24 protein-coding genes and 3 pseudogenes are annotated in these 21,975 nt (G+C 34.3%); 16 read left to right on the forward strand and 11 right to left on the reverse strand.

The window, feature by feature from the left end; genetic code table 11:
* Window positions 1-8 precede the first annotated feature (8 nt).
* The 5 genes from rsbV to LCF45_RS05250 all read left to right on the forward strand — a co-directional run bounded on the left by rsbV (window position 9) and on the right by LCF45_RS05250 (window position 3,401).
* Window positions 9-347: an anti sigma b factor antagonist RsbV gene (rsbV, locus tag LCF45_RS05230; protein ID WP_002011067.1), complete on the forward strand. Its 339-nt coding sequence runs from the start codon at window positions 9-11 to the stop codon at window positions 345-347.
* 6 nt (window positions 348-353) lie between these two features.
* Window positions 354-836, forward strand: coding sequence for an anti-sigma B factor RsbW (rsbW, locus tag LCF45_RS05235; RefSeq protein ID WP_000970215.1), 483 nt, complete (start codon window positions 354-356; stop codon window positions 834-836).
* Window positions 799-1,575 (forward strand): RNA polymerase sigma factor SigB, encoded by a 777-nt coding sequence (gene sigB / locus LCF45_RS05240; RefSeq protein ID WP_078422053.1) that lies wholly within the window; start codon window positions 799-801, stop codon window positions 1,573-1,575. The genes rsbW and sigB overlap by 38 nt, the downstream gene beginning before the upstream one ends.
* Before the next feature lie 69 nt (window positions 1,576-1,644).
* Window positions 1,645-2,085 (forward strand): ferritin-like domain-containing protein, encoded by a 441-nt coding sequence (locus LCF45_RS05245; protein WP_243514405.1) that lies wholly within the window; start codon window positions 1,645-1,647, stop codon window positions 2,083-2,085.
* 173 nt (window positions 2,086-2,258) lie between these two features.
* Window positions 2,259-3,401: a fused response regulator/phosphatase gene (locus LCF45_RS05250; RefSeq protein WP_002186520.1), complete on the forward strand. Its 1,143-nt coding sequence runs from the start codon at window positions 2,259-2,261 to the stop codon at window positions 3,399-3,401.
* Between the two features lie 39 nt (window positions 3,402-3,440).
* Here LCF45_RS05250 and LCF45_RS05255 read toward each other — a convergent pair whose 3' ends face one another.
* From LCF45_RS05255 to LCF45_RS05265, 3 genes are all read right to left on the reverse strand, one after another.
* Window positions 3,441-4,298, reverse strand: coding sequence for a CheR family methyltransferase (locus LCF45_RS05255; RefSeq protein ID WP_002168988.1), 858 nt, complete (start codon window positions 4,296-4,298; stop codon window positions 3,441-3,443).
* A 16-nt stretch (window positions 4,299-4,314) separates the two neighbouring features.
* Window positions 4,315-7,005, reverse strand: coding sequence for a response regulator (locus tag LCF45_RS05260; protein ID WP_263894652.1), 2,691 nt, complete (start codon window positions 7,003-7,005; stop codon window positions 4,315-4,317).
* Between the two features lie 206 nt (window positions 7,006-7,211).
* The gene (locus LCF45_RS05265; protein WP_002011075.1) at window positions 7,212-7,463 is read right to left on the reverse strand and encodes a hypothetical protein; all 252 of its coding nucleotides are present in this window, start codon (window positions 7,461-7,463) and stop codon (window positions 7,212-7,214) included.
* A 222-nt stretch (window positions 7,464-7,685) separates the two neighbouring features.
* Here LCF45_RS05265 and LCF45_RS05270 point away from each other — a divergent pair, with 222 nt between their 5' ends.
* From LCF45_RS05270 to LCF45_RS05280, 3 genes are all read left to right on the forward strand, one after another.
* Window positions 7,686-7,826 (forward strand): hypothetical protein, encoded by a 141-nt coding sequence (locus LCF45_RS05270; RefSeq protein WP_002186518.1) that lies wholly within the window; start codon window positions 7,686-7,688, stop codon window positions 7,824-7,826.
* 36 nt (window positions 7,827-7,862) lie between these two features.
* Window positions 7,863-8,393, forward strand: a complete 531-nt coding sequence (locus tag LCF45_RS05275) for a general stress protein (protein WP_002186517.1) — start codon at window positions 7,863-7,865, stop codon at window positions 8,391-8,393.
* Window positions 8,394-8,559: 166 nt separating this feature from the next.
* Window positions 8,560-8,760 carry a DUF4028 family protein gene (locus tag LCF45_RS05280; RefSeq protein WP_002186515.1) on the forward strand — a complete coding sequence of 67 codons (201 nt, stop codon included), beginning with the start codon at window positions 8,560-8,562 and terminating at the stop codon, window positions 8,758-8,760.
* Between the two features lie 26 nt (window positions 8,761-8,786).
* Here LCF45_RS05280 and LCF45_RS05285 read toward each other — a convergent pair.
* Both LCF45_RS05285 and tnpA read right to left on the reverse strand, forming a co-directional pair.
* A pseudogene (locus LCF45_RS05285) lies at window positions 8,787-9,026 on the reverse strand (helix-turn-helix domain-containing protein); the annotation flags it as partial.
* A 3-nt stretch (window positions 9,027-9,029) separates the two neighbouring features.
* Window positions 9,030-9,404: pseudogene (gene tnpA / locus LCF45_RS05290) on the reverse strand (IS200/IS605 family transposase); the annotation flags it as partial.
* A gap of 223 nt (window positions 9,405-9,627) precedes the next feature.
* On the opposite strand from tnpA, the gene LCF45_RS05295 reads away from it, so the two are divergent.
* Window positions 9,628-9,939, forward strand: a complete 312-nt coding sequence (locus LCF45_RS05295; protein ID WP_000637510.1) for a YbjQ family protein — start codon at window positions 9,628-9,630, stop codon at window positions 9,937-9,939.
* Between the two features lie 630 nt (window positions 9,940-10,569).
* Here LCF45_RS05295 and LCF45_RS05300 read toward each other — a convergent pair.
* From LCF45_RS05300 to LCF45_RS27020, 4 genes and pseudogenes are all read right to left on the reverse strand, one after another.
* Window positions 10,570-10,875: a hypothetical protein gene (locus LCF45_RS05300; RefSeq protein WP_002186510.1), complete on the reverse strand. Its 306-nt coding sequence runs from the start codon at window positions 10,873-10,875 to the stop codon at window positions 10,570-10,572.
* Between the two features lie 55 nt (window positions 10,876-10,930).
* Window positions 10,931-12,121: an MFS transporter gene (locus LCF45_RS05305; RefSeq protein WP_078202933.1), complete on the reverse strand. Its 1,191-nt coding sequence runs from the start codon at window positions 12,119-12,121 to the stop codon at window positions 10,931-10,933.
* 70 nt (window positions 12,122-12,191) lie between these two features.
* Window positions 12,192-12,872, reverse strand: a complete 681-nt coding sequence (locus LCF45_RS05310) for a FadR/GntR family transcriptional regulator (RefSeq protein WP_002168980.1) — start codon at window positions 12,870-12,872, stop codon at window positions 12,192-12,194.
* 342 nt (window positions 12,873-13,214) lie between these two features.
* A pseudogene (locus LCF45_RS27020) lies at window positions 13,215-13,396 on the reverse strand (hypothetical protein).
* Between the two features lie 136 nt (window positions 13,397-13,532).
* Here LCF45_RS27020 and LCF45_RS05315 point away from each other — a divergent pair.
* The 4 genes from LCF45_RS05315 to LCF45_RS05330 all read left to right on the forward strand — a co-directional run bounded on the left by LCF45_RS05315 (window position 13,533) and on the right by LCF45_RS05330 (window position 16,521).
* Window positions 13,533-14,750 (forward strand): sensor histidine kinase, encoded by a 1,218-nt coding sequence (locus tag LCF45_RS05315; RefSeq protein WP_002168979.1) that lies wholly within the window; start codon window positions 13,533-13,535, stop codon window positions 14,748-14,750.
* Window positions 14,740-15,384: a response regulator gene (locus LCF45_RS05320; RefSeq protein ID WP_002087211.1), complete on the forward strand. Its 645-nt coding sequence runs from the start codon at window positions 14,740-14,742 to the stop codon at window positions 15,382-15,384. The genes LCF45_RS05315 and LCF45_RS05320 overlap by 11 nt, the downstream gene beginning before the upstream one ends.
* 163 nt (window positions 15,385-15,547) lie before the next feature.
* Entirely contained in the window at window positions 15,548-15,982 is a 435-nt protein-coding gene (locus LCF45_RS05325; protein WP_078202934.1) for a hypothetical protein, read from the forward strand.
* 122 nt (window positions 15,983-16,104) lie between these two features.
* Complete coding sequence (locus LCF45_RS05330; protein ID WP_002168977.1) at window positions 16,105-16,521, forward strand: hypothetical protein; 417 nt, start codon at window positions 16,105-16,107, stop codon at window positions 16,519-16,521.
* A gap of 40 nt (window positions 16,522-16,561) precedes the next feature.
* Here the strand turns inward: LCF45_RS05330 and LCF45_RS05335 are convergent, their stop codons facing one another.
* Window positions 16,562-16,702: a YflJ family protein gene (locus LCF45_RS05335; RefSeq protein ID WP_000273535.1), complete on the reverse strand. Its 141-nt coding sequence runs from the start codon at window positions 16,700-16,702 to the stop codon at window positions 16,562-16,564.
* Window positions 16,703-16,854: 152 nt separating this feature from the next.
* On the opposite strand from LCF45_RS05335, the gene LCF45_RS05340 reads away from it, so the two are divergent.
* Window positions 16,855-17,217 (forward strand): hypothetical protein, encoded by a 363-nt coding sequence (locus LCF45_RS05340; RefSeq protein ID WP_002064091.1) that lies wholly within the window; start codon window positions 16,855-16,857, stop codon window positions 17,215-17,217.
* A 27-nt stretch (window positions 17,218-17,244) separates the two neighbouring features.
* On the opposite strand, the gene LCF45_RS05345 is transcribed toward LCF45_RS05340, so the two are convergent.
* A complete protein-coding gene (locus tag LCF45_RS05345; protein WP_000539551.1) occupies window positions 17,245-17,430 on the reverse strand; it encodes a YhzD family protein in 186 nt (61 codons plus the stop codon).
* 353 nt (window positions 17,431-17,783) lie between these two features.
* Between LCF45_RS05345 and LCF45_RS05350 the strand changes: the two genes are divergently transcribed.
* Both LCF45_RS05350 and LCF45_RS05355 read left to right on the forward strand, forming a co-directional pair.
* Entirely contained in the window at window positions 17,784-19,025 is a 1,242-nt protein-coding gene (locus LCF45_RS05350; RefSeq protein ID WP_078202935.1) for a metallophosphoesterase family protein, read from the forward strand.
* Window positions 19,022-21,946 carry an ATP-binding protein gene (locus tag LCF45_RS05355; protein ID WP_263894653.1) on the forward strand — a complete coding sequence of 975 codons (2,925 nt, stop codon included), beginning with the start codon at window positions 19,022-19,024 and terminating at the stop codon, window positions 21,944-21,946. The genes LCF45_RS05350 and LCF45_RS05355 overlap by 4 nt, the downstream gene beginning before the upstream one ends.
* The last annotated feature ends 29 nt before the right edge of the window (window positions 21,947-21,975 follow it).

Genomic DNA, 21,975 nt, shown 5'->3' on the forward strand with positions numbered 1-21,975 from the left:
GGGCGGAAATGATGAATTTGGCAATAAATATTTTGCAAAATGATTTAGGTTATACAGTACAACTTAATGGTGAGATTGATGCGTATACGGCATCAGATTTAAAAAATAAGGTAATGCCTATTGCAAGTGAGAAAGAGGTTTATATAGTAGTAGATTTTAATAAGGTAGATTATATGGATAGTACAGGTTTAGGCGTTTTTATAGCGCTATTAAAAGCAATTAAGAAAAATGATGGAAAATTAGAGTTTATTGGTGTATCTAAAAGACTAAAAAGATTATTTGATATTACAGGACTAACAGAAATATTAAATTTGAATTCCGATTTTGAAAAAGTAGAAAGAAGGTGACTAGGGATGATGGAGAAATTTGAAAAGATAGAAATGAAAATTCCTGCAAAAGCAGAATATGTGGCTATTATTCGTTTAACAATGGCTGGTGTTGCGAATCGAATGGGCTTTGCTTATGACGATATAGAAGATATGAAAATTGCTATTAGTGAAGCATGTACAAACATTGTACAACATGCATATAAAGAAGACGTTGGAGAAATTACAATTGTCTTTGGTCTATATGAAGATCGATTAGAAATTATGGTTGCGGATAATGGAGTTAGCTTTGATTTTAGCACCTTAAAAAGTAAAGTTGGTCCGTATGATATTAATAAACCAGTAGAACATTTGCCGGAAAATGGTTTAGGTTTATATTTAATAAATACGTTAATGGATGATATACAAATTATGCATGATGAGGGCATGACAGTTTTAATGACAAAATATATACAAAGAGAGCAGGTGGAGAATGATGGAAATCCAATCTCAACCTACAAATCTTACTAAAGAAGACGTTATTAAACTAATTGCAGAATTCCAACAAAAACAATGTGATGAAGCGCAGGAAAGATTGGTTAATCATTATAAAAATCTCGTATATTCCATTGCATATCGCTATTCAAAAGGTGGGCCGATGCATGAGGATATTATACAAGTAGGAATGTTAGGACTCTTAGGCGCAATAAGAAGGTATGATTATTCGATAGGGAATGCTTTTGAGCCGTTTGCAATACCTACGATAGTAGGGGAAATAAAAAAGTATTTACGTGATAAAACTTGGGGTATTCATGTTCCAAGGCGAATTAAAGATTTAGGCGGGAAAATTAAACTTGCGATAGAGGAGCTAACAGATCAACTGCAACGTTCACCGAAGATTATAGAGATTGCGGATCATTTAGGACTATCCGAAGAGGAAGTGCTAGAAATTATGGATGCGAAAAATAATTATCGAGTATCTTCCTTAGATGATGTAGTTGAAAATTCATCTGACGGAAGTTCGGTAGCGAGAATTGAATCTGTAGGTGAAGTAGAGCAAGGATATGAAGAGACAGAAAGACGTCTCGTTTTAAAGGATATTTTTAACGTATTAAATGATACGGAAAAGAGTGTTATTCATTATATATTTGGTGAAAATTTAAATCAAAAGGATACAGGGGAACGGTTAGGTATTTCACAAATGCACGTTTCTCGTATTAAAAGACAAGCGATAAGTAAATTGAAGCAAGCAGCGTTTTTAGATACATAAAAATTTTAAATAATTATGTTTAAAATATGAGAAAAGGGGTAGTTATTAAGTATAGGAGGAGATATAAAAATGTCACACGATGTGAAAGAACTAATCGAAGGATTGAATGAAGATTTAGCAGGAGAATACTCGGCAATTATTATGTACAACCATAATGCAGCTACAGTTTCTGGTATATATAGACAAGTGTTAAAACCTTTCTTTGAATCTGAAATTAGTGATGAACAAGGACATGCCCTATATTTAGCGGAGAAAATTAAGACGCTAGGTGGTACACCTACTACGATCCCTTTACCAGTGAAACAAGTAAAAGATGTTAGAGAAATGTTAGAATACGCTAGACAATCAGAATATGAAACAATTAAGCGTTATGAAACGAGAAAAGAACAGGCAGCGAAATTAAATATGACAGAGTTAGTTGTAAAGTTAGAAGATATGATTGCAGATGAAACAAATCATATGGAAGAATTAGATCGTCTTTTAAAAGACAAAGCGATGGTGTTAAATTAATAGTGGAAATTTATAGAGTGAAAGAACAAACTCTCATTTCTAGGGGGTTTGTTCTTTTGCTGTATAGATACGTATGAGTAGGAAATTTTTATTTTATAACTGAGTATGTAATACTAGAAAAATAGAAAATGATAATAGATTTACATTTTAAATAAGAAAAGGGGAAATAACTTGTGTCCATTTTAATTGTCGATGATAATCCGGTTAACATCTTTGTAATTGAAAAAATTTTAAAACAAGCCGGATATCAGGATCTTGTATCGCTTAATTCTGCACAAGAGCTTTTCGAATACATCCATTTTGGAAAAGATTCTTCCAGGCATAATGAAATTGATTTAATACTATTAGATATCATGATGCCTGAGATTGATGGACTTGAAGTTTGTAGGCGATTACAAAACGAGGAGAAGTTTAAAGATATTCCTATTATTTTTGTAACAGCTTTAGAAGATGCGAATAAATTAGCTGAAGCGCTTGATATAGGTGCAATGGATTATATTACGAAACCTATAAATAAAGTTGAATTGTTAGCCCGTATGCGTGTGGCATTACGCTTGAAATCGGAATTAAATTGGCATAAAGAACAAGAGGAAAATCTTCGTAATGAATTAGATTTAGCTACACAAGTACAAAGAAACTTATTAAGTAGCCCATTAAGAGAAGATCATATAAAAATTGAAGCAAGTTACTTACCTTCATTCAAACTAGCTGGAGATATGTATTATTGGTATAAAATCGATGAAAACCGCTACGGTATTATATTATTAGATGTGATGGGACATGGTGTATCTGCTTCATTAGTTTGTATGTTTATTTCGTCTGTATTACGTGAAACGATTAAATGTTTAATCGATCCAGAACTCGTCATTAAAGACTTAAATAAATATATGACTCTTTTACATAATGAGAATGACAATATTCCATATTATTTTACAGCAATATACTTAGTAGTTAATACAGAAAATAGAACAATTGAATATGTAAATGCAGGACATCCTTCGGGATACGTTTTAGTTGATGAAGAGAATATAATTGAACTAGATCGTGGGAGTTGTGCGGTAGGATTTTTTGATGAAATAAAAGTCGAGAAGACAGTCATACCTTTTGAGAAAAATGCTCAAATATTATTGTTTACAGATGGTGTTCTTGAATCAATTGCAAATGATGAATTTGAGTCTGAAGAGAAGTTGCGTACTTTTACAGAAAGAAAATGGGGAGATTTAGAAGAAGAGATAGAAGGATTTTATAAGGAAGAACAGAAGAAAACACAATCAGATGATATGTGTCTAATTATGATACAAACGAATGCGAAATAAAAAGCGTATGAAATCCAAACATAGGATTTCATACGCTTTTTATTGTATTTTTTGATAGATTTGTTCGTTAGGATTAAATTGGATATAATGCGGCATTATATCTGAAAAACGAAGAGTTTCTTTATTTCCTAAACATAGGAATCCATTGTGGCCTAAACTTTCATAAAATAGTTGCTGTACTTGGTTTTGAAGTTTACTCGTAAAGTAAATTAAAACGTTACGGCAAAGTATAATATGAAATTCGTTAAAAGATTGATCGGTTACTAAATTATGCTGTGCAAAAATAATGTTTTGTAAAAGGGATGGATTAAAATAAGCAAAACGATTATCTGTTGAATAATAGTTAGAAAATGCTTGTGTACCTCCAGCTTGTAAATAGTTTTTCGTATAAGTTTGCATTTTATTTAACGGAAGGATGCCTTGTTTTGCTTTTTCTAATACATTTGTATTCATATCTGTTGCGTAAATAACAGCTTTTTCACTTAATCCTTCTTCGTGAAGTAAGATGGACATTGATAACACTTCTTCACCAGTTGCGCATCCAGCATGCCAAATTCTAATTTCAGGATACTTTTTTAATTCAGGAATAACATGCTCTCTTAACGCTTTAAAAAAAGTAGGGTTACGGAACATTTCAGTTACATTAATGGAGAAATCATTTAATAACTGTTCTAAAAACCCTTCCTCATGAATTACTTTTTCAATTAATTTTGAAATGGTAGGGATATTAGAGAGCTGCATTCTATTACAAATTCTTCTATAAATAGATGTGCGAGCATATTGGCGAAAATCAAATCCTGACAGTTTAAATACCGCTTCCAATAGTAATTCAATTTCTAAGTTCGTACGCTTATCCATATCTACGGATGGATCAAAATTATAATACTTATTTTCCACTTAAACTAAACCTCACTTATTTTATTAACCATACACTCATTACCGAATAGAGTTGATGTAAATTTAATGGTTTACTTATATAATCTGAAGCGCCAGCAGATAAACATTTTTCTTTATCATTTGGCATTGCTTTAGCAGTTAATGCGATAATAGGTATTTCATGTAACCCTAAATTCATTCGGATATGTTCCATCGTTTCATAACCGTCCATATTTGGCATCATAATATCCATTAAGATAAGGTCAATATTTGTATTGCTTTTTAGTATTTCTAAACACTCTATGCCGTTTTGTGCAGTAATAATGTTGGCATGTTGTTTTTCTAATGCATTTTGTAATGCAAATATATTTCGATGATCATCATCGACAATTAAAATAGTTTTCTCTTGGAAGACGTTATTTGTTTCTGGAGTAACTATAGTTGCCTCAATAACTTCAGCAGGAATAACATCTTCTATCGTTGCTGCGACTTCTAAATTGGATAACTGTATATCATTTAACCCATTTGGAAGGTTAGGAATATATACTGTGAAAGTACTGCCTTCTCCTAAATTACTCTCTAACGTAATCCAACCGCCTAATAATCTAGCAAACTCTTTACAGATAGATAATCCTAAGCCTGTACCACCATATTTCCGAATCGTTGCGCCATCTGCCTGTTGAAAGGCTTCGAAAATGAGTTGATGCTGTTCTGTAGCGATACCAATACCAGTATCTTTTACTGAAATTGTCATCCAATCTTTACTTATAGACTGCATATCATGACTCAAATTGGTTGTTTCTATCGAATCGAAATGTAAAGAGACGGATCCTTTTTCCGTGAATTTAAATGCATTGGATAATAAGTTTTTAATAATTTGTTCAATCCGTTTTGCATCTGTATAAAATAAATCAGGAATAATATCACTGTCTGCAATAGTAAGTTCGACATTTTTTTGTGCAGCAATATGTAAAAAGTTTTGCTGCATATTTGCTGCCATGTCACTTATGTTCGTTGCTTCAAAAATGACGTCTAGTTTTCCGGCTTCTACTTTAGATAAATCTAGTATGTCATTAATTAGAGTAAGTAAATCTTTTCCTGATGAATGAATGACGGTTGCTAATTCAATTTCATCATCGGATAAATGGTTATCATGATTTTCTCTTAACATTTCAGATAATAGTAAAATACTATTTAACGGTGTTCGTAATTCATGGGACATATTTGCTAGGAATTCTGATTTGTATTTTGAACTACGTAATATTTCGCTTGCTTTTTCTTCTAATTCTGATTTAGTAATTTCTAAATCAGTTGTCTTTTGTTCAGCCTCTTCAGTTCTAGACTCTAGTTGTTCATTAGTTGTTCGTAATTCTTCGGCTTGCATTTGTAGTTCTTCAGCTTGCGTTTGCAATTCTTCTGATTGAACTTGTAACTCCTCCGTCATTGCTTGTGATTCATGTAAAAGCGTTTGAATTCGCATACGTCCCATAATACTATGGATTGTTAGACCTAGGTTATCAACGGTTTGTTGAATTAAATCTTGATGTAAGTCTGAAATCTCAGTTACACTTACTAACTCCATTACTGCGATCACTTCATCTTCAAATAAGATAGGGATGACTAGTAGGTTTTGAGGGCGTATTTCTAATAAACCGCTAGTGACATAACGAAATTCTTCTGGTATTTCTCGAAGAATAAAGCTTTGTTTTTCTAAAGCACATTGCCCAATTAAACCTTCACCCATTTTAATGGATTGTTTTCCAATATCAGAACCTTGATCGGCGAAAGAAGCTTTCTTCACATAGTAGACAGTTTCTTCAACTTCTTCACGTGCATAGAATGCACCGCAAGAGGTTTGCGTTTTTTGTATAATTCCACTAAGAATTTTTTTACCTAACATCTCAATAGAAGGTACACCTTGATACATTAAAATTAATTCTGCAAGCTCGGTTTGTAACCACTCTCTTTTAGATATTTCGTCTAGTAGGTGGTTCGTTGTATGAGCAAGCTCTTTTATTTCATCCCGCGTGTTTACATGAATTCTTTCAGTAATTTTTTCTTTAGAAGAAATGGATTTAATAGCTTGAATTACGTTTTTAATCGTTTTTGTAATGGAATTCGAAATATAGAGTGAAATGATAATAGAAATACAAGAAAGTAAGAACAATAAACTGTATAACCAAATCTCTAATTTATTATTTTCAGTATCTAATTGTGCAGCTCTTTTTTTCGTTAGTTGCTCCTCTACACCACGGAAGTTAGTTAGCTGCGATTGTAATGACTGAATTTGAGTCGTGTCGATTGCTTGTATGTTATTACTATTATGATTTGTAATTAATGGATGAATCTCTTTATTAATCCAACTATTAATATTTTCGTTAATCTGTTTTAATTTTTCTTGCTGAGAGGGGTTATCCTCTAATAGAGCCAAAAGATCTTGATAATGTTTTTCGTAATCCTTTTCCGCAGTGTTAAGGGATTGCACGTAATTTGCGTTATTAGAAGTAATAAATCCTTTCGCTTTATTTTCAATTGTTAGCAATTCTTTCTCCACTTGATTCGTTAAATTAAGAACTTTAAAATCGTGATCAATAATAAAATTACGAGATTTTTGTAAATTGGAAATCTCATTGTTTAACATAATGAAAGAAATAAGTAAGAACAAAATCATAACTAAATAACCAGCCATAATTTTGTAGCGAATACTAAATTTTGCTTTCGATTTCATTAAAAATTCCTACCTTCAAGATTATTAAAAGTTTTCTATTGTAAAGAATGAAAAACGTAATATATATTATATCAGTTTTCATAAGGCCAAACTAGAAATCCCCCTATTGTATTAGGGGGTCTCGTTTTGAATAGAGGAAATCATTTTGAAATATAAAAACATATATGAAAAGTAACGATCGAGGGAATAGGGGGATAATAAAACTTTTAAGAAGGAAAGAGTGTGCTTAAAGCTTTTTTTGCATCTATTCCTTCAAAGATAAATAATACAAGCTCTCTCTTTTTTACAGTAAGGAAAAAGGATATTAATGTGCTTAAGCTTTTAATAGAAGTAAGTGTTCCGTGTTTACTTATAAATAGATTAGTTTGAAATGTTGTCATTAAAGCATAAAAATGATGAATCTGCGTTATTGTAGGTGTTTCATTATAAAGAATAGTAGTAGATTGGATTGCATTCATCGAAATATTCCTTTCTGTATAGTAAGCATAACAATATAAACATACCCGTTTTAAAAAATGTTAAACATATAAATAAGAAAAAATATAATTATAGTTTTTTAGGTTTAGAAAGGGTTATGAAGGGTATACATATACTACAAAGAGATTGACTGAAGATGAATTATAAGATTTCTAGTCTATAAAAATATACTTTTACTTTAAATAAAAAGGAGTCTGGTATACATGAATGAAATGATGGTTGATATTACATTTGATTTAATTTACTTGTTAAGTAGTTCGCTTGTAATGCTTTTACTATTCGCTTTTTTCGTAAATGGTTATGTTAATAAGAAGGTTAGTGTATACAGAAATGAAGAAAGATAAAGATACATTATATAAAACTTTAGGAGGTTAATAGTTATGGATGTAGATAGAAAAATAGTAGGTATTTTTAGAACAATTGATGATGCGGCATTCGTTATTAATGAATTAAAAGATAAAGGATACTCGGCGGGTAACATTTCAGCTATTGCGAAGGATCAAAAGGAAATTGAACATCTGGAAGAAAAATCGGGTGAAAAAGTGAATAGTGAAACGGCACATAAAGCGGATATCTTTTCAGCGACAGGGTTTGTGGCAGGAGGAGTAGCAGGCGGACTCGGTGGTTTATTAACAGGTCTTGGTATACTTGCTGTTTCTGGAATGGGTCCAATCGTAGCAGCGGGACCTATCGCAGCAGCTATTGGAGGAGCCGGTATTGGCGGAGGAGCTGGAAGTTTAATAGGAGCATTTATCGGATTAGGAATTCCCGAAGAACATGCTAAGAAATATGAAGAATACATTTACGATGGAAATATATTAATTTTAGTAGATGCAAAATTAGATGATAAGTTAGAAATCTATAAAATATTTGATAAACATAATGCTTATAACTCTGATTTCTTTAAATAATATTTACTTCACATATCAATTATGCAAAATGTAAACATAGTGAATATCGTTTTTTGATCTTACAACTTTGGCGCGGCCGAGGAGTCGTATGACTATAAGAGAGGAAGGGCTTATAGTAAAAGATCAAGTTCTATTATGATATTAAAAAGGGAAGAGGTGTCTTTTCGTGATTGTAAAAATATTAAAGGATAGTAGTAATAGTTTCCTTTGTACAGTTCAAAATCAAAATGGGGAGAAGTATGTAAAGAAATGGTTTCATAAACAGAAAAACAAGGAAGAGTTAGGGCGACCAACTTTTAAAGAAGTAGAAAAGGATTGGAAAGAAAATAGAGAATCATTTATGTATCCTAATGTTAAAGCGCTTTAGTGAACTACTCACAACTTAACGTCCTTCATTTGAGCATTCGCCAACGCAAGACTATCGACTTCCTTTAGGAATGGAAATTCAGCCTTATATTGTGCAGGCGTAGGATATTTAACAGATTTATCAAGTTTATCCTGTGATTCTTGATAAGATTTGATTCTATCTGCAAGCATCTTGTTGTATACAAATCGAACACATCCAAATGTTTTTGAGAAAAACATTTGTTGTTCTTTATTTGGATAGATACGATATTTGTATGATTTTAACATTTCCTACACCTCACTTTTTCCTTGATTTTCAATATATTTCTTTACTACATCTATCGGTGAACCACCCGTAGTAATCAAGCAAAAGCTTTTTGACCAAAACATTTCTTTCCAAAGTTTCTTTCTCACATGTGGAAAGTCTCTCTTGATTAGTCGAGAACTTGCACTTTTATAAGCATTAATGAACTTTGTCATTTCTGTATTCGGATGTGCCTTGAATAAGATATGTACATGGTCTACATCATGATTCCATTCAACTAATGTGATGTTATAGTTTTCAGATAGTCGGACAAAAATGTCTTTTGCATAGTCCGACATATCATCATCAAATACATTTCTTCTGTATTTCACGACCAATACAAGGTGACAATAAAAGGCAAAGCCTTTTGGCTACGCCAAACCGAAATTCATCTCCCACCTATCATTGGGCTATGCCCTTCACACACTTGAGGAAGGAGAATTCGTTAAATAGAATAGGCGCTTTATTATTACAAAATTGTCACACTCCTGTAAGGTAATTCAATAGATTAGTTGCTTGTTCCATGTCATAATAAAGACATAAGAAAGCTAATCAAAAATTATAAGTTATAGGAGAGTGTCAGTCATGATTGTAACAACAACGTCTGGAATTCAAGGTAAAGAAATTATTGAGTATATTGATATTGTAAATGGTGAAGCTATTATGGGTGCAAATATTGTCCGCGACTTATTCGCTTCCGTTCGTGATGTTGTCGGTGGTCGTGCTGGTTCTTACGAAAGCAAGCTAAAAGAAGCTCGTGATATCGCAATGGATGAAATGAAAGAACTTGCAAAACAAAAAGGTGCGAACGCTATCGTTGGTATTGACGTAGATTACGAAGTTGTTCGTGATGGAATGTTAATGGTTGCTGTAAGTGGTACAGCTGTACGTATATAAGTAAGTAAAAATACAGGCTCACCCCTTGAAGCTCATGCTTTAAGGGGATTTTTTTGTTTCGTGATTAAAGTTAAAATGAAGAAGAGTTGATGGCGTATTGTAAGTACAAAAAATAAGATGATGGCGAATGTACTGGCTCGCTAAAATGATATAACCGCTTAAAGGATAAGCTGAAAAAACTATACTGTACATATGTTTAAAATAAGCAAAACGTTATTGTAAAAAATGCTAGGATTGCTCCTAGCATTTCGTGAGGGGGTATTGCACGGGAATTTAGATAATAAGCAGACGTACCCACTTATTTCAAATGTAGTATATATTGTTTTCAAGGAGAAAAGTAAGAAATACAACAATCTTTATATATGTTTAACGAGAGTGTTAACTTTATGATAAATAATAAAATTGTTATTTGGGGTAAGGAGAGAATGAGTGATATGGATAACTTTAAAGGTGGTTAAGAGGAATTTACAATGAAAATAAAAAAGTGGATATACAAAAGAGGGAGGAGAGGAAAATCAATAAAAAAGGTGTATAGGATGTGAAAGGCAAGGTGATAGCATTGATGCAAAAATAAAGGACAGTACATATTGTATATGACTACTATGTACTGTCCTGATTATTCTTTTTGGATTATGAAAAATTATCTCCTGTCTTACTATAAATTTCATAGGCGAAATAACCAAATAAATAGCCTATTCCGGCCCCTAAACTAACTGAAAGCAGGGAGAAGTCCGGGAAAAACATACCGAAAATCAAACCGATCATACAGCCAACAAGCATTCCCATAGGTATGAAACTATCTAATAACAGTTGAGCTTTTTGAGATTTTTTCTTACCTAATTTTCCGTTCTTATATTTATGTTCCAATCTTTTAATTACAAATACTACAATTCCACCAACTATTACAACAGGCGCGATTGCCGAAATGAACCACATGTTAGAAGCTCCTTTCGTTTTTAATTAAATTATACCATATATTAACATTTTGAATTTAAGCGGAGACAAGATCTTCTGCATTTCTTTTCCTTTTATTCATGACTAAAGTTAATAGGAATAAAATGAAGCTTAAAAGTGCCATTATAATAAAAACTTGCGTATAACTATTAAAATAATCACGAGCGATTCCTGCTAGGACAGGAATGAATCCGCCCATAATATATCCTCCTGACTGCATCATAGCAGTCCATGCACTCGCATCTTCTGAAGTTTTTGTTTCATATAGCGGTAGCATGAGAGCGAGTGGAAATATGCCGCCGAGCCCGATACCTAGTAAAATAGAAGGGACCCATGGTGTGGTTAATGGGTAAATCATAAGCGATAAACCTACGAGTACAAAGCATATACTTCCTAATAACCAAAGTGCTCTGTTTTTATAAATATCCGCTAATGTTGGAATTAAAAAACTGCATATCATTTGAATCACTGTAAAAACAGTTATAAGAGTCCCCGCTTGTTCGCTACTCACACCCATACTTTGATTTGCCGGCGCAAGCCAAGTTGTAATAGAGTAAAATATTCCTGATTGTAGTCCGAAAAAGATTGTAAACAACCATGCTTTTTTATTTCTTAAAGGCAAGCTATTATTCTTTTTATTTTGTGTACTCGTATTCTTTTTTCGTTTCATAACGGGATACCAAAATATAATAGCGATAATAGTAAGCACACCCCAAAAAGCGAGTGCCATATTCCAATCGTCTTTTAATACATGTTGTAAAGGAATCGTTAATCCTGCACTTAAAGAAGCACCAGTTCCCATACCTACTGAATATATGCCAATCATTAAGCCGATTTTCGTAGGGGATTTTTCTTTAATAAAACCTGATAGTAACGGACCTGCAAGTGCAATTCCAATACCGATAAATAAAGAGCTCGCGAATAATGTGGAAATGGAAAAGGTAAAAGCTCTCATACATGTTGCAAAGCCGATTAAAATAAGACAAGCCATAATTGATTTTTCTGCCCCGTATTTCCTAATTACCTTCCCAGTCAGTAAGGCGAATGTCCCCATACAAAAAACAGGAATAGCTGTTAAAAAGCTAACGGAAAAATTGCTTATATTTAAGTCTTGTCGGATTGTTTCTAATACAGGTGAAACAGATGTAATTCCGATACGTAAATTAATAGAAACAAAAAATAGTGCTAGTATATACAAATAAGTTCGTTCTTGATGCTTCAATTTCATTTTCTCCTCTCTTAAACATCAGATGTTATTCAGTATATCATCTGATGTTTGTGTGTAATAGATAAGGAGCTTATTTCAGCTCCAAATTTTGAACGGCGTATGTTCGTGCCTCTTCGGTATTTTGTTTAAAAATAGCTTGGAATAACTTTTCATGAATGTCAGAGTTATCTTCATAGTCCACTGTATTTAATATGAATTGGCTTAAAATGTGGCGAAGGGCAGGTACGAAAGATTGATACAAATCGAGTAGAACTTCGTTTTTGCTCGCCTTTGCAATTGCTAAATGAAACTGAATGTCTGCATCTATGTATGCTACATAATTACCTTCTTGAAGGGCATGTTTTCTTTTATTCAAATGTCCTTTTAAGTATAAAAGATCCTCGTCGCTTCGGCGCTGTGCCGCTAACATCGCTACTTCTTTATCTAGCATATTTCGTGCTTCATACACATGATTTATATTAGCTGCTTGCAATCGTTTTTCAAATGAATCTTGCGTTGTATTGAGTGAGACAATACGAGTACCTTGTCCTTGTCGAACTTCTAATATGCCAGCATGTACTAATATCTTTATGCTTTCTCGCAATGTTGAACGTCCTACTCCTAACTCTTCCATTAATTGCGGCTCTGTAGGGAGGCGATCACCAACTTCATACTCGCCAGAAAAGATTTTTTCTTGTAGACGTTCTAGCACTTCATCGACTAATTTCCGCCGAGAAACTTTTGAAAAAGATTTCTTTTCGTTCATATTCATCTGCTCATCTCCTGTTATATTCGCTTTTATAATAACCAATTTAAGTTCGGTTGACAATGTTATTTTTTAGGTAGTTGAAGCTGGGATACTACAATAGGGTTTATAAGACATAAAAAATCTATTTTGAAAAAATCGATTTCTCCTGAATACATAGTAATATAAGAAAAAGACGCCCTTGTGAGCGTCTTTTTCCAACTTGAGATAGATGTATCATTATTGTTCTGCTAGGTGACATAGTTCTCGTATAAAGTTTTCTCACACAAATGATCTGTGTATCAATGTGTTTTTGATATACAGATCATTTGTATGATAATTCTTATAAATAATTGCTGAATGATAACCTTACATGAATGCTTTTAAAAGCTCTTGAACTAATGGAATTACTCCACCTACAAAGTTTAAAACTGCCATTGCGATTTCCATATGATTGCCTCCTTTAGTAGTAAGATGTAATAAATCTTTATAAATTCATTATAGTAAGCGCTTACAAAAACATCAATGCATTTCGATATGCAATAATTCATATTTGTATTTGGTAATGAGGATGAAGAGGAATAAGTGACTTATCCCGCTATTTGTGGGAGTCGGGCTGTATGTAAAAGCCTTCACTTTATCAAAATGTAAGCTGTATCTTGTATAATATAATGGTGGAGGTCGAATATGAAAAAAATAAATTCAAATATAGATTTGGATAAAAATGTATTGGAAGCGGTATTTATTCCAAGAAGGTTTATTGTTTTATGGATTACACTCGTATATATAGCTTCAGTACTTTTAGAGTTTCGTAATAATATTTTCTCTATGGATAGTTTTTTCTTTACAATAGTCATTGTTATTCATACTATTTTTCATTGGTATGCGAGTTCATTAAAAAATAGGCAATTGTTGTACTTCTTTTTTGTACAACTTTTCATTGTGTTTTTGGCTGCGTTTATTGCAACAAATGCTTCGATAGCGATTTTTGTTGGATTAACTCCTATTTTAATCGCCCAAAGTTTATATGTTTATAACAATATATTTAAAGTAATGGCAGTTTTTACTCTTATGTATGCAATATTTTGTGCTGCAATTAGTATCAATTATGGTGTGAATAAATTAGCTATTCTTATCTCTATGTTTCTTTTAGTGTTAGCAATTATTATTCCTTTTTCTTATATTAATAAGCAGCAATTTGATGCACGTAATCGTATACAGAGCTATATTCAAGAGTTAGAGTCTGCATATATGAGAGTGGAAGAATTGACATTAGCTAATGAAAGGCAGCGTATGGCAAGAGATTTACATGATACGTTAGCGCAAGGTTTAGCAAGCTTAATTATGCAATTGGAAGCGATAGATGCCCATATGCAAAAAGGGAATACAGGACGATCTCAAGAGATTATGAAACAAACTATGATAAGAGCGAGACAAACTTTACATGATGCAAGGTTGGTTATTGATGATTTGCGTCATACTACTAATTCATTTAATGGAGCAGTAAAAGAAGAGATTCAACGTTTTTCTGAAGCTACGTCTATACATGTGAGATTTACTATCCAAAGTCCACCGTATATTTCAAGCGTAGTAAAAGAGCACTGCTTATATGTAATTAGTGAATGTTTAACGAATATCGCAAAACATTCGCAGGCAGCAGATGTAAATTTAAATGTTGAATATATCGATGATCTTGAAAAACTTACTATTGAAGTTGAAGATAATGGAATTGGTTTTGACACTAGATATATCGGTAAGAATCCTGGACATTATGGTTTAATTGGTCTAAATGAGCGTGTTCGATTGATTAAGGGAGAAATACATATATTGAGTGAAAAGATGAAAGGTACGAAAGTGTATATTCAAGTGCCTATAAATAAAGAAGGAGATAGCCATGAAACATAACGTATTAATTGTAGATGATCATTTCGTTGTAAGAGAAGGTCTGAAATTAATAATAGAAACGAGTGATTCATTTCAAATTATAGGTGAGGCTGCAAACGGAGAAGAAGCCCTTTCTTTCATAGAAAAGAAGAAACCTGATGTCATTTTAATGGATTTGAATATGCCTAAAATGAGTGGTTTAGAAACAATTGAGGCTTTGAATGAAAAACAAAACCATACGCCGATTATTATATTAACTACTTATAACGAAGATGAATTAATGTTAAAGGGAATTGAGTTAGGGGCAAAAGGATATTTGCTAAAAGATACGGATCGAGAGAATTTGTTTCGAACATTGGAAGCGGCTATTCGAGGTGAGATTTTACTACAACCAAATATTATGGAAAAGATAGTGAAGTATAAAAGGAAAGAAGTACATGCTGATAAGGTTGCAGAAAATAACTTAACGGTTAAAGAATTGTTTGTGCTGAAAGCTATTGCGCGCGGATATAAGAATAAAGAAATTGCATTTGATATGGGAATAGCTGAGCGAACGGTAAAAGCATATTTAACAAATATATACAATAAATTAGGTGTTAATTCACGGTCAGAAGCAGTAGCTGTATCTATTGAAAGGAAGTTAATTCATTTTTAAAACATTATATATGCCCAATCGTACATTATAGGCTTGCCCTTTTGTACGATTTTTTTATTTCTTTCTCATGTTATGCTTCAGAAAGTATGAGAGATTTAAGAACAATCTAATTGCATTACAATTATAGACGTTTCTAATGTAGGAAAGGAAGAAGAATAATTAAATGGAAACTTTGTTTTTAATTCCTGTATTAATTTTCTTTATTTGGCTGCAAAGCAAACAAAGAAAATTAAACTGGATAGATATTATAACTTTTCTCATGATGATAGGGATTATTACTTATACGGCGCCGCAACAAATGACTAGGGATTTACAAGCAGAGTTACTGGCAGTTACGCTTATTTCTTTCGCTATTGGTATTTGGCAAGGTGGGGGAATTACAGTCTGTTATGAGGATGAAATTTTATATATTACAAATGGAAAACAGTATTCCATTTCATGGATTCTCTTAATAATTGGCAACATAATTATTATTAATATATTTGAAGGTGGATTTACATTTAATGGATCGTGGTTTCTTTTGTGTGGTGTTGTCATTACATCTGGGGTGAAAAACAGTATTCTATGTGTTCTGTACAAATTAACAGTGCGAAATTGAATGGAAAACCAAAGCTATTTTCTTTTACCCCAACATAAAACGTATTGCTGTAAGTTCATTAAAAGACCGTAGTTGATAAAAAATGAGATGGAAGTATTGGAAGAATGGGGGAGTTAACGTAGATGTTTCTACCTATTACTACATTTGATAGGTTTAGTTGGCTGGGGAATGTTGCTTTCTCTTCAGAAAAGACTAGTAGGAATCGAGCGCTATCGAGGGCTGAAGAAAGCAATGTTAATTTGTGTGAAAATAAATGTAGAGATTCAGTTAATAATATTCATCAAAAAATAAATGTGGATGCTTTGGACTATAGTAATAATCGTATATTGGGCCGTGCAGAACCCCATTCAACAATTGTCATAACAAGTAGTGATATGTATGTTGGAAGCGGACGAGTTAATAAGTATGGAGAATTTAAAATATATACAAATGATTATCTGGAAGAGTATTTGGTACTAGAAATTCAGTTGATAATGGGCGGTTTCTATCAAGGAAGTATAACGGTAAAGTTAAGGGATGATGATTTCCTTTTTATTTAGTAAATAAAAAGGAAGCAACCGTAGTCGCTTCCTACATCTATTAAGCCGAAGCTTTCTTCATTCTCTCAAGTAAACTAGATAAAATATGTGTACGATAAGATTCTAGTTTTTTACCTTCGTAAGTACGAATCCCTAATTTTTTAAGTTCTTTTACATACCAACCTTTGCTTCCGAAATACATGTGATCGCTCCCCTTCAACTTTGTTTATTTGTCCTGATTGTACTTGGAGGTACGGGTAATATAATGAAGGAAATGAATTTCGCGCGAAAATGGTTAACTTTGTTGCAAAAGACATATATACTAAGGGTAGTATATAATGAGGTGGGCAAGACGTGATTATAGAGAAGCACGAAATTCAAATTGACCAAATTACGAGCGGTAAAGTGAATATCTTTACTTTCTATAGAAATAGAAAGCAAGTTGATGATCATTTTTTACGATTGCAAGAACCATCGCTTACAGCAAACTACTTCTTCCATTTTCATTTTGATGCAGAGAGCTTGCATCTTCTGCAGGAAGAGTTTCCGGGCGTATATCCGTACGACCGTAGTGACACGATTCACGACTGGACGGAAAAGATGAAAGCGGAATTGCAACATCAGATCCAAACAGGTAAATGGAATAAACGCGTACGTATCGGTAATCGCATTCTAGATGTGGTGTTTACGTGGTGTGACGAAGATATAGTAGAGTGAAAAAGAAGCGGATGACGCTTCTTTTTTTTAGCGCTGGAATAAAACGAGCTTACCTGCAGAAGATGTGCAGCGATGTGTTTTTTCATACAATCCTTTTTCTTGTAAAATAGATTCACCTTTTGCTTTCGCTTCTTTTTCAGTTGCTGCCTCGAATGATTCGTCTAATGCTTTTGAACCATCTTTTTCAAAGACTGTTAGAACGTATACTCCCATGAAAATTCCCTCCAATAATAAAAATCAGAATCTTATAACTATTTTGGCATAAATCACTAGAATATGCAAAGAAATATATGACATTGCGTGTTACAATAAAGTGAAACTTTAACTAGTGGGGAGTCTTTTCATCCCCACTAGTTATTAGCCTTCACCAATCGGGTATTTATGGGCAGTTTACTTTCAGATTGGCTTCTTTGCCTACTGCCCGTTAATACGGGGTAAAGTGAAACTTTAATCAGTGGGGGATTTTTTATTTCCTGCTTATTACTAGTTTTCGCCAATTGAGCATTTATTGTTTGTGTTCATGCGGATAAGATGAAACTTTTGAACTATAGAAAGGATCGTTATTTGTGAAACAAGTGAAGTTTATACATGCGGCTGATTTGCATTTGGATAGTCCGTTTAAAGGGATGGAGATGAATGTACCACAGTCTGTTTGGGAGAGAATGAAGCAGAGTACGTTTGAATCGTTCGAGCGTATTGTTGATAAAGCGATTCAAGAGCGCGTTGATTTCGTATTACTAGCCGGGGATTTGTATGATGCGGAGACGAGAAGTTTGAGGGCGCAAGTGTTTGTGCGTGAGCAAATGAAGAGACTTTCGCAGTACGATATTCCCGTTTTTATTATTCATGGTAACCACGATCATTTAGGGGGAAGCTGGGCAGCGATTGAGTTTCCGGAAAATGTTCACGTGTTTACGGAGCCTTATGTGGAAGAGAAGTCATTTTATAAAAATGGTGAGCTTGTAGCTTCTATTTACGGGTTTAGTTATTTGCAGCAAGCGGTAACGGATAATATGACAGCGCAGTATACGAAAATGAGTGATGCGCCTTTTCATATTGGAATGCTTCACGGAAGTGTGGAAGGGGATGCAGAGCATAATCGCTATGCACCGTTTCAAATTCGTGAGCTGAAGGAAAAGCAGTTTGATTATTGGGCTCTTGGCCATATACATAAACGTGAAATTTTATCAGAAGAGCCGTACATTATTTATCCAGGTAATATACAAGGGCGTCATCGTAAGGAGACGGGCGAGAAGGGTGCGTACCTTATTGAACTCACGAAACAAGGATCGCAGTGTTCATTTTTCCATACGGCGGATGTTGTGTGGGATGAGATAGAAGTGAATATTGATGGACTTGAAACTGTTGATGATCTTATGACGAGCGCGTCAAGTGCGATGAATGAATGCAGAAGAGAAGAGGAAGGTACGCTTTTAACTGTCATATTTACAGGACAGGGACCACTTGCTCCTTATTTGCGTGAAGACAAGCGCGTGGAAGAGATTTTTCATATTTTAGCAGCGGGAGAAGAGCGAAAAGACTTTGTATATGCGATGAAGTGGAAAAACGAGACGGTTTCTTTTGCGGAAATTGAACGTTTGAAAGAAGAAAATCATTTCGTCGGTAGTGTGCTGAAAGAGTTAGAAGCTTTCACAAATATGGACGGAGTGTTGCGCACCATTTGGACATCTCCTGTAGCGCGTAATAGCATTGAAGCTTTTACGGAAGAAGAGAAGAAAGAGATTCAAAAGGAAGCGGAAAATATTATTTTAGAGCAATTATTCCAGCAAGAGAGGGATGAAAAATGAGAATTGAAAAACTCCATATTTATGGCTATGGAAAACTAGAAAATGTGGAAATGGATCTGTCAATGCTGACGGTACTGTACGGTGAAAATGAAGCGGGGAAATCGACAATTCGCTCGTTTATGAAAAGTATTTTATTCGGTTTTCCGACGAGAGGACAGCGCCGTTATGAGCCGAAAGAAGGCGGGAAGTACGGCGGAGCGATGACTGTTCAAACAGAGAAGTACGGCCGTTTGAAAATTGAACGATTGCCAAAGACGGCAGTAGGCGCGGTGACCGTTTATTTTGAAGGCGGGAAAACTGGCGGCGAAGATATTTTAAACGATATATTAAGCGGTGTGAATGAAAGCTTATTTGATTCTGTTTTTTCATTTGATATGCATGGTCTTCAAAATATTCATCAGCTCGGCGAAGCGGATATCGGCAATTATTTATTTTCGGCCAGCGCAGTCGGAAGTGATGCGTTATTGCAGTTAGATAAAAAATTAGAAAAAGAAATGAATCAGCGCTTTAAGCCGAGTGGTCGTAATCCTGAAATTAACGTGTCACTGCAAGAGATGAAGAAAATTGAGGAAAAGATGAAAGAATGGCAAGGGAAAATTGGCACGTATGAAAAACAAGTCGAGCAGTTAAAAGAAAGTGAAGAGAAACTTGCTTCTGTTCGTGCGGAAAAAGAGTCAGCCGAAAGACGAAAGCAAGACTATGAAATATTAGTGGCGCTTGAGCCTCTCGTTATTGAAAAGAGTGCGCACGAGAAAGTGTTGAAAAGCGAGAACGGGCAGTTTCCTGTAAACGGAATGGCGCGCTATGAGGCGGTAAAAGCAAAGATAGAACCGCTGCAAGTACAAGTAGATTCACTTCAAAAAAAGATAGAAACAGTGCAATCAGAAATTGATTCCACAGAAATAGATGAAGCATTTTTACAAAAAGAAAATTATGTAGAAGAACTTCGTATGCAGCACATGTCTTATGAAAATGCACGCCAAGAAATGCGTGATATGACGGGAAGTATTGTGAATATAAAAGAAGAAATCGCAGAACTACAGCAACAAATTGGCGCTACTTTTGAACAAGAGACTGTTCTTTCATTTGATATAAGTTTAGCGACGAAAGAATTAATTATGCAAACTGTGCAAAAGGCGCGTGAATTAGAATCGCAAAAAGCACAACTAGATGAACGTTTTAAAACGGCTCAGGAGCAATTAGAAGAGCAAGAAGAAAATATAAGACAAATCGGCCAGCAAATGTTAGCTGATGAAGAAAAAAATACGTTAGTTGAGAAAGAAAAATCATTTCAGGATGCGGCATTTTTAGGAATGGGCGCAGAGAGAATGAAGCGCAAGTATGAGGAAAAAGCAGGGGCGGCTATGCAAAAGAAAAAACAGTGGCAAAGAATTTGTCTTCTGTTACTTCTTATTAACACGCTTGTTTTATTCACGAGTCTATTTATAGATAACCGCGTGCTGTTATTTATTAGTGTGATTGTTTTTGTAGGGATTGTTTTAGCACTCGTTTTATATAAAGATCCTTCGGGTGGATTACAAGAAGAGCTTCTCACTCTTCAGCAAAGTGCTGGCGGACGACAAAGTGAAGAAGCGATGTCTGTTCGTTATCAGTTAGAAAAAGATGAAGAGATTCGTAAGCTATTTGAGCGTGAGTCGTATAAGTTGCAGCAAATGGAGCGAGCGTATGATAAAGTCGTTTCATCCTATGAGGAATGGGAGAGAGAAACGTTCCAAATAGGAGAACAAGTAGGTGCGTATAAAACGCGCTATATGTTCCCTGAATTTTATACGTATGCACACATATTGCCAGCGTTTGAGCGTATTGAAAAAATGCAGCAATTATATCGTGAGCTAGATAAACAAGGCGAGCGGAAATCTTCATTGTATGAAATGATTTCGCACTTTGAGCATAAACTAGAAACTGTTATCGGTAGTAAAGAGTATAGTAATTTGCATGAGGCGCAAAGTCGTATGCAAAATGAAAAAGAGAAGCGTCAAACTTGTAAGCAGCTGAAAGAGAAGCTGGCGGAATGGCAAGAAGAATATGAGCTCATGCAGCAGCAATTAAAACAACTACTAGTAGAGCGAGATGGGTTATGGCATATCGCAGAATCTACAGATGAAGAGATGTTTTTAGAAGCAGGAAAATTGGCAGAGAAACGTGAAGACGCGGATAAGCAAGTGGGGCGTTTATTACCTCAAATTGATTTGTTAGAACAGCGCTTAACGAGTTTGTCATTAGCTGAGCATTATGAGGCTGACGGTTATGATGAAAAATTAAAGCAAGAAATTACAGCCGCGCAAAACTGTCTGGCGCAAGAGAAAGAACTGACAGAGCGTATTGCGAAGCATCGAATAGAAATTGCGAATTTAGAAGAAGGCAGTACGTATGGTGATTTACTACATGAGTGGGAAATGAAAAAAGCGCAAGTGCGTGAACAAGTGAAGAAGTGGGCTGCATATGCGGCCGCAAAGACAGTATTAACGAAAACGAAGCAATATTATCATGAAGTGCATTTGCCGCGTATTTTACAAAAATCCGAAGAGTATTTCGTGTATTTAACAGGCGGGAGATATAGTAAAATATTCTCACCGTCAGAAGCGGAACCGTTCATTGTCGAACGTAACGATGGTATGCGTTTTTACAGTCATGAACTAAGCCAAGCGACAGCGGAGCAGTTATATTTATCATTGCGATTCGCGCTAGCGAAAACGTTTGAGCATGACTATCCATTTATTATTGATGATAGCTTCGTACATTTTGATGCGGTAAGGACGAATCGAACGATTGAACTTATAAAAGAAATTGCGAAAGATAGACAAGTTATCTTCTTTACATGCCATGCGCATTTATTAACGTATTTTACAGAAAATGAGATTATAAAATTAACACGTAAGCGTAAAGAAAATGAGTTGTAGTATGCTATACTAAAAGTAACTGATTTGGT

This window comes from Bacillus sp. 41-22 (assembly GCF_025809295.1).
Lineage (GTDB): Bacteria > Bacillota > Bacilli > Bacillales > Bacillaceae_G > Bacillus_A > Bacillus_A mycoides.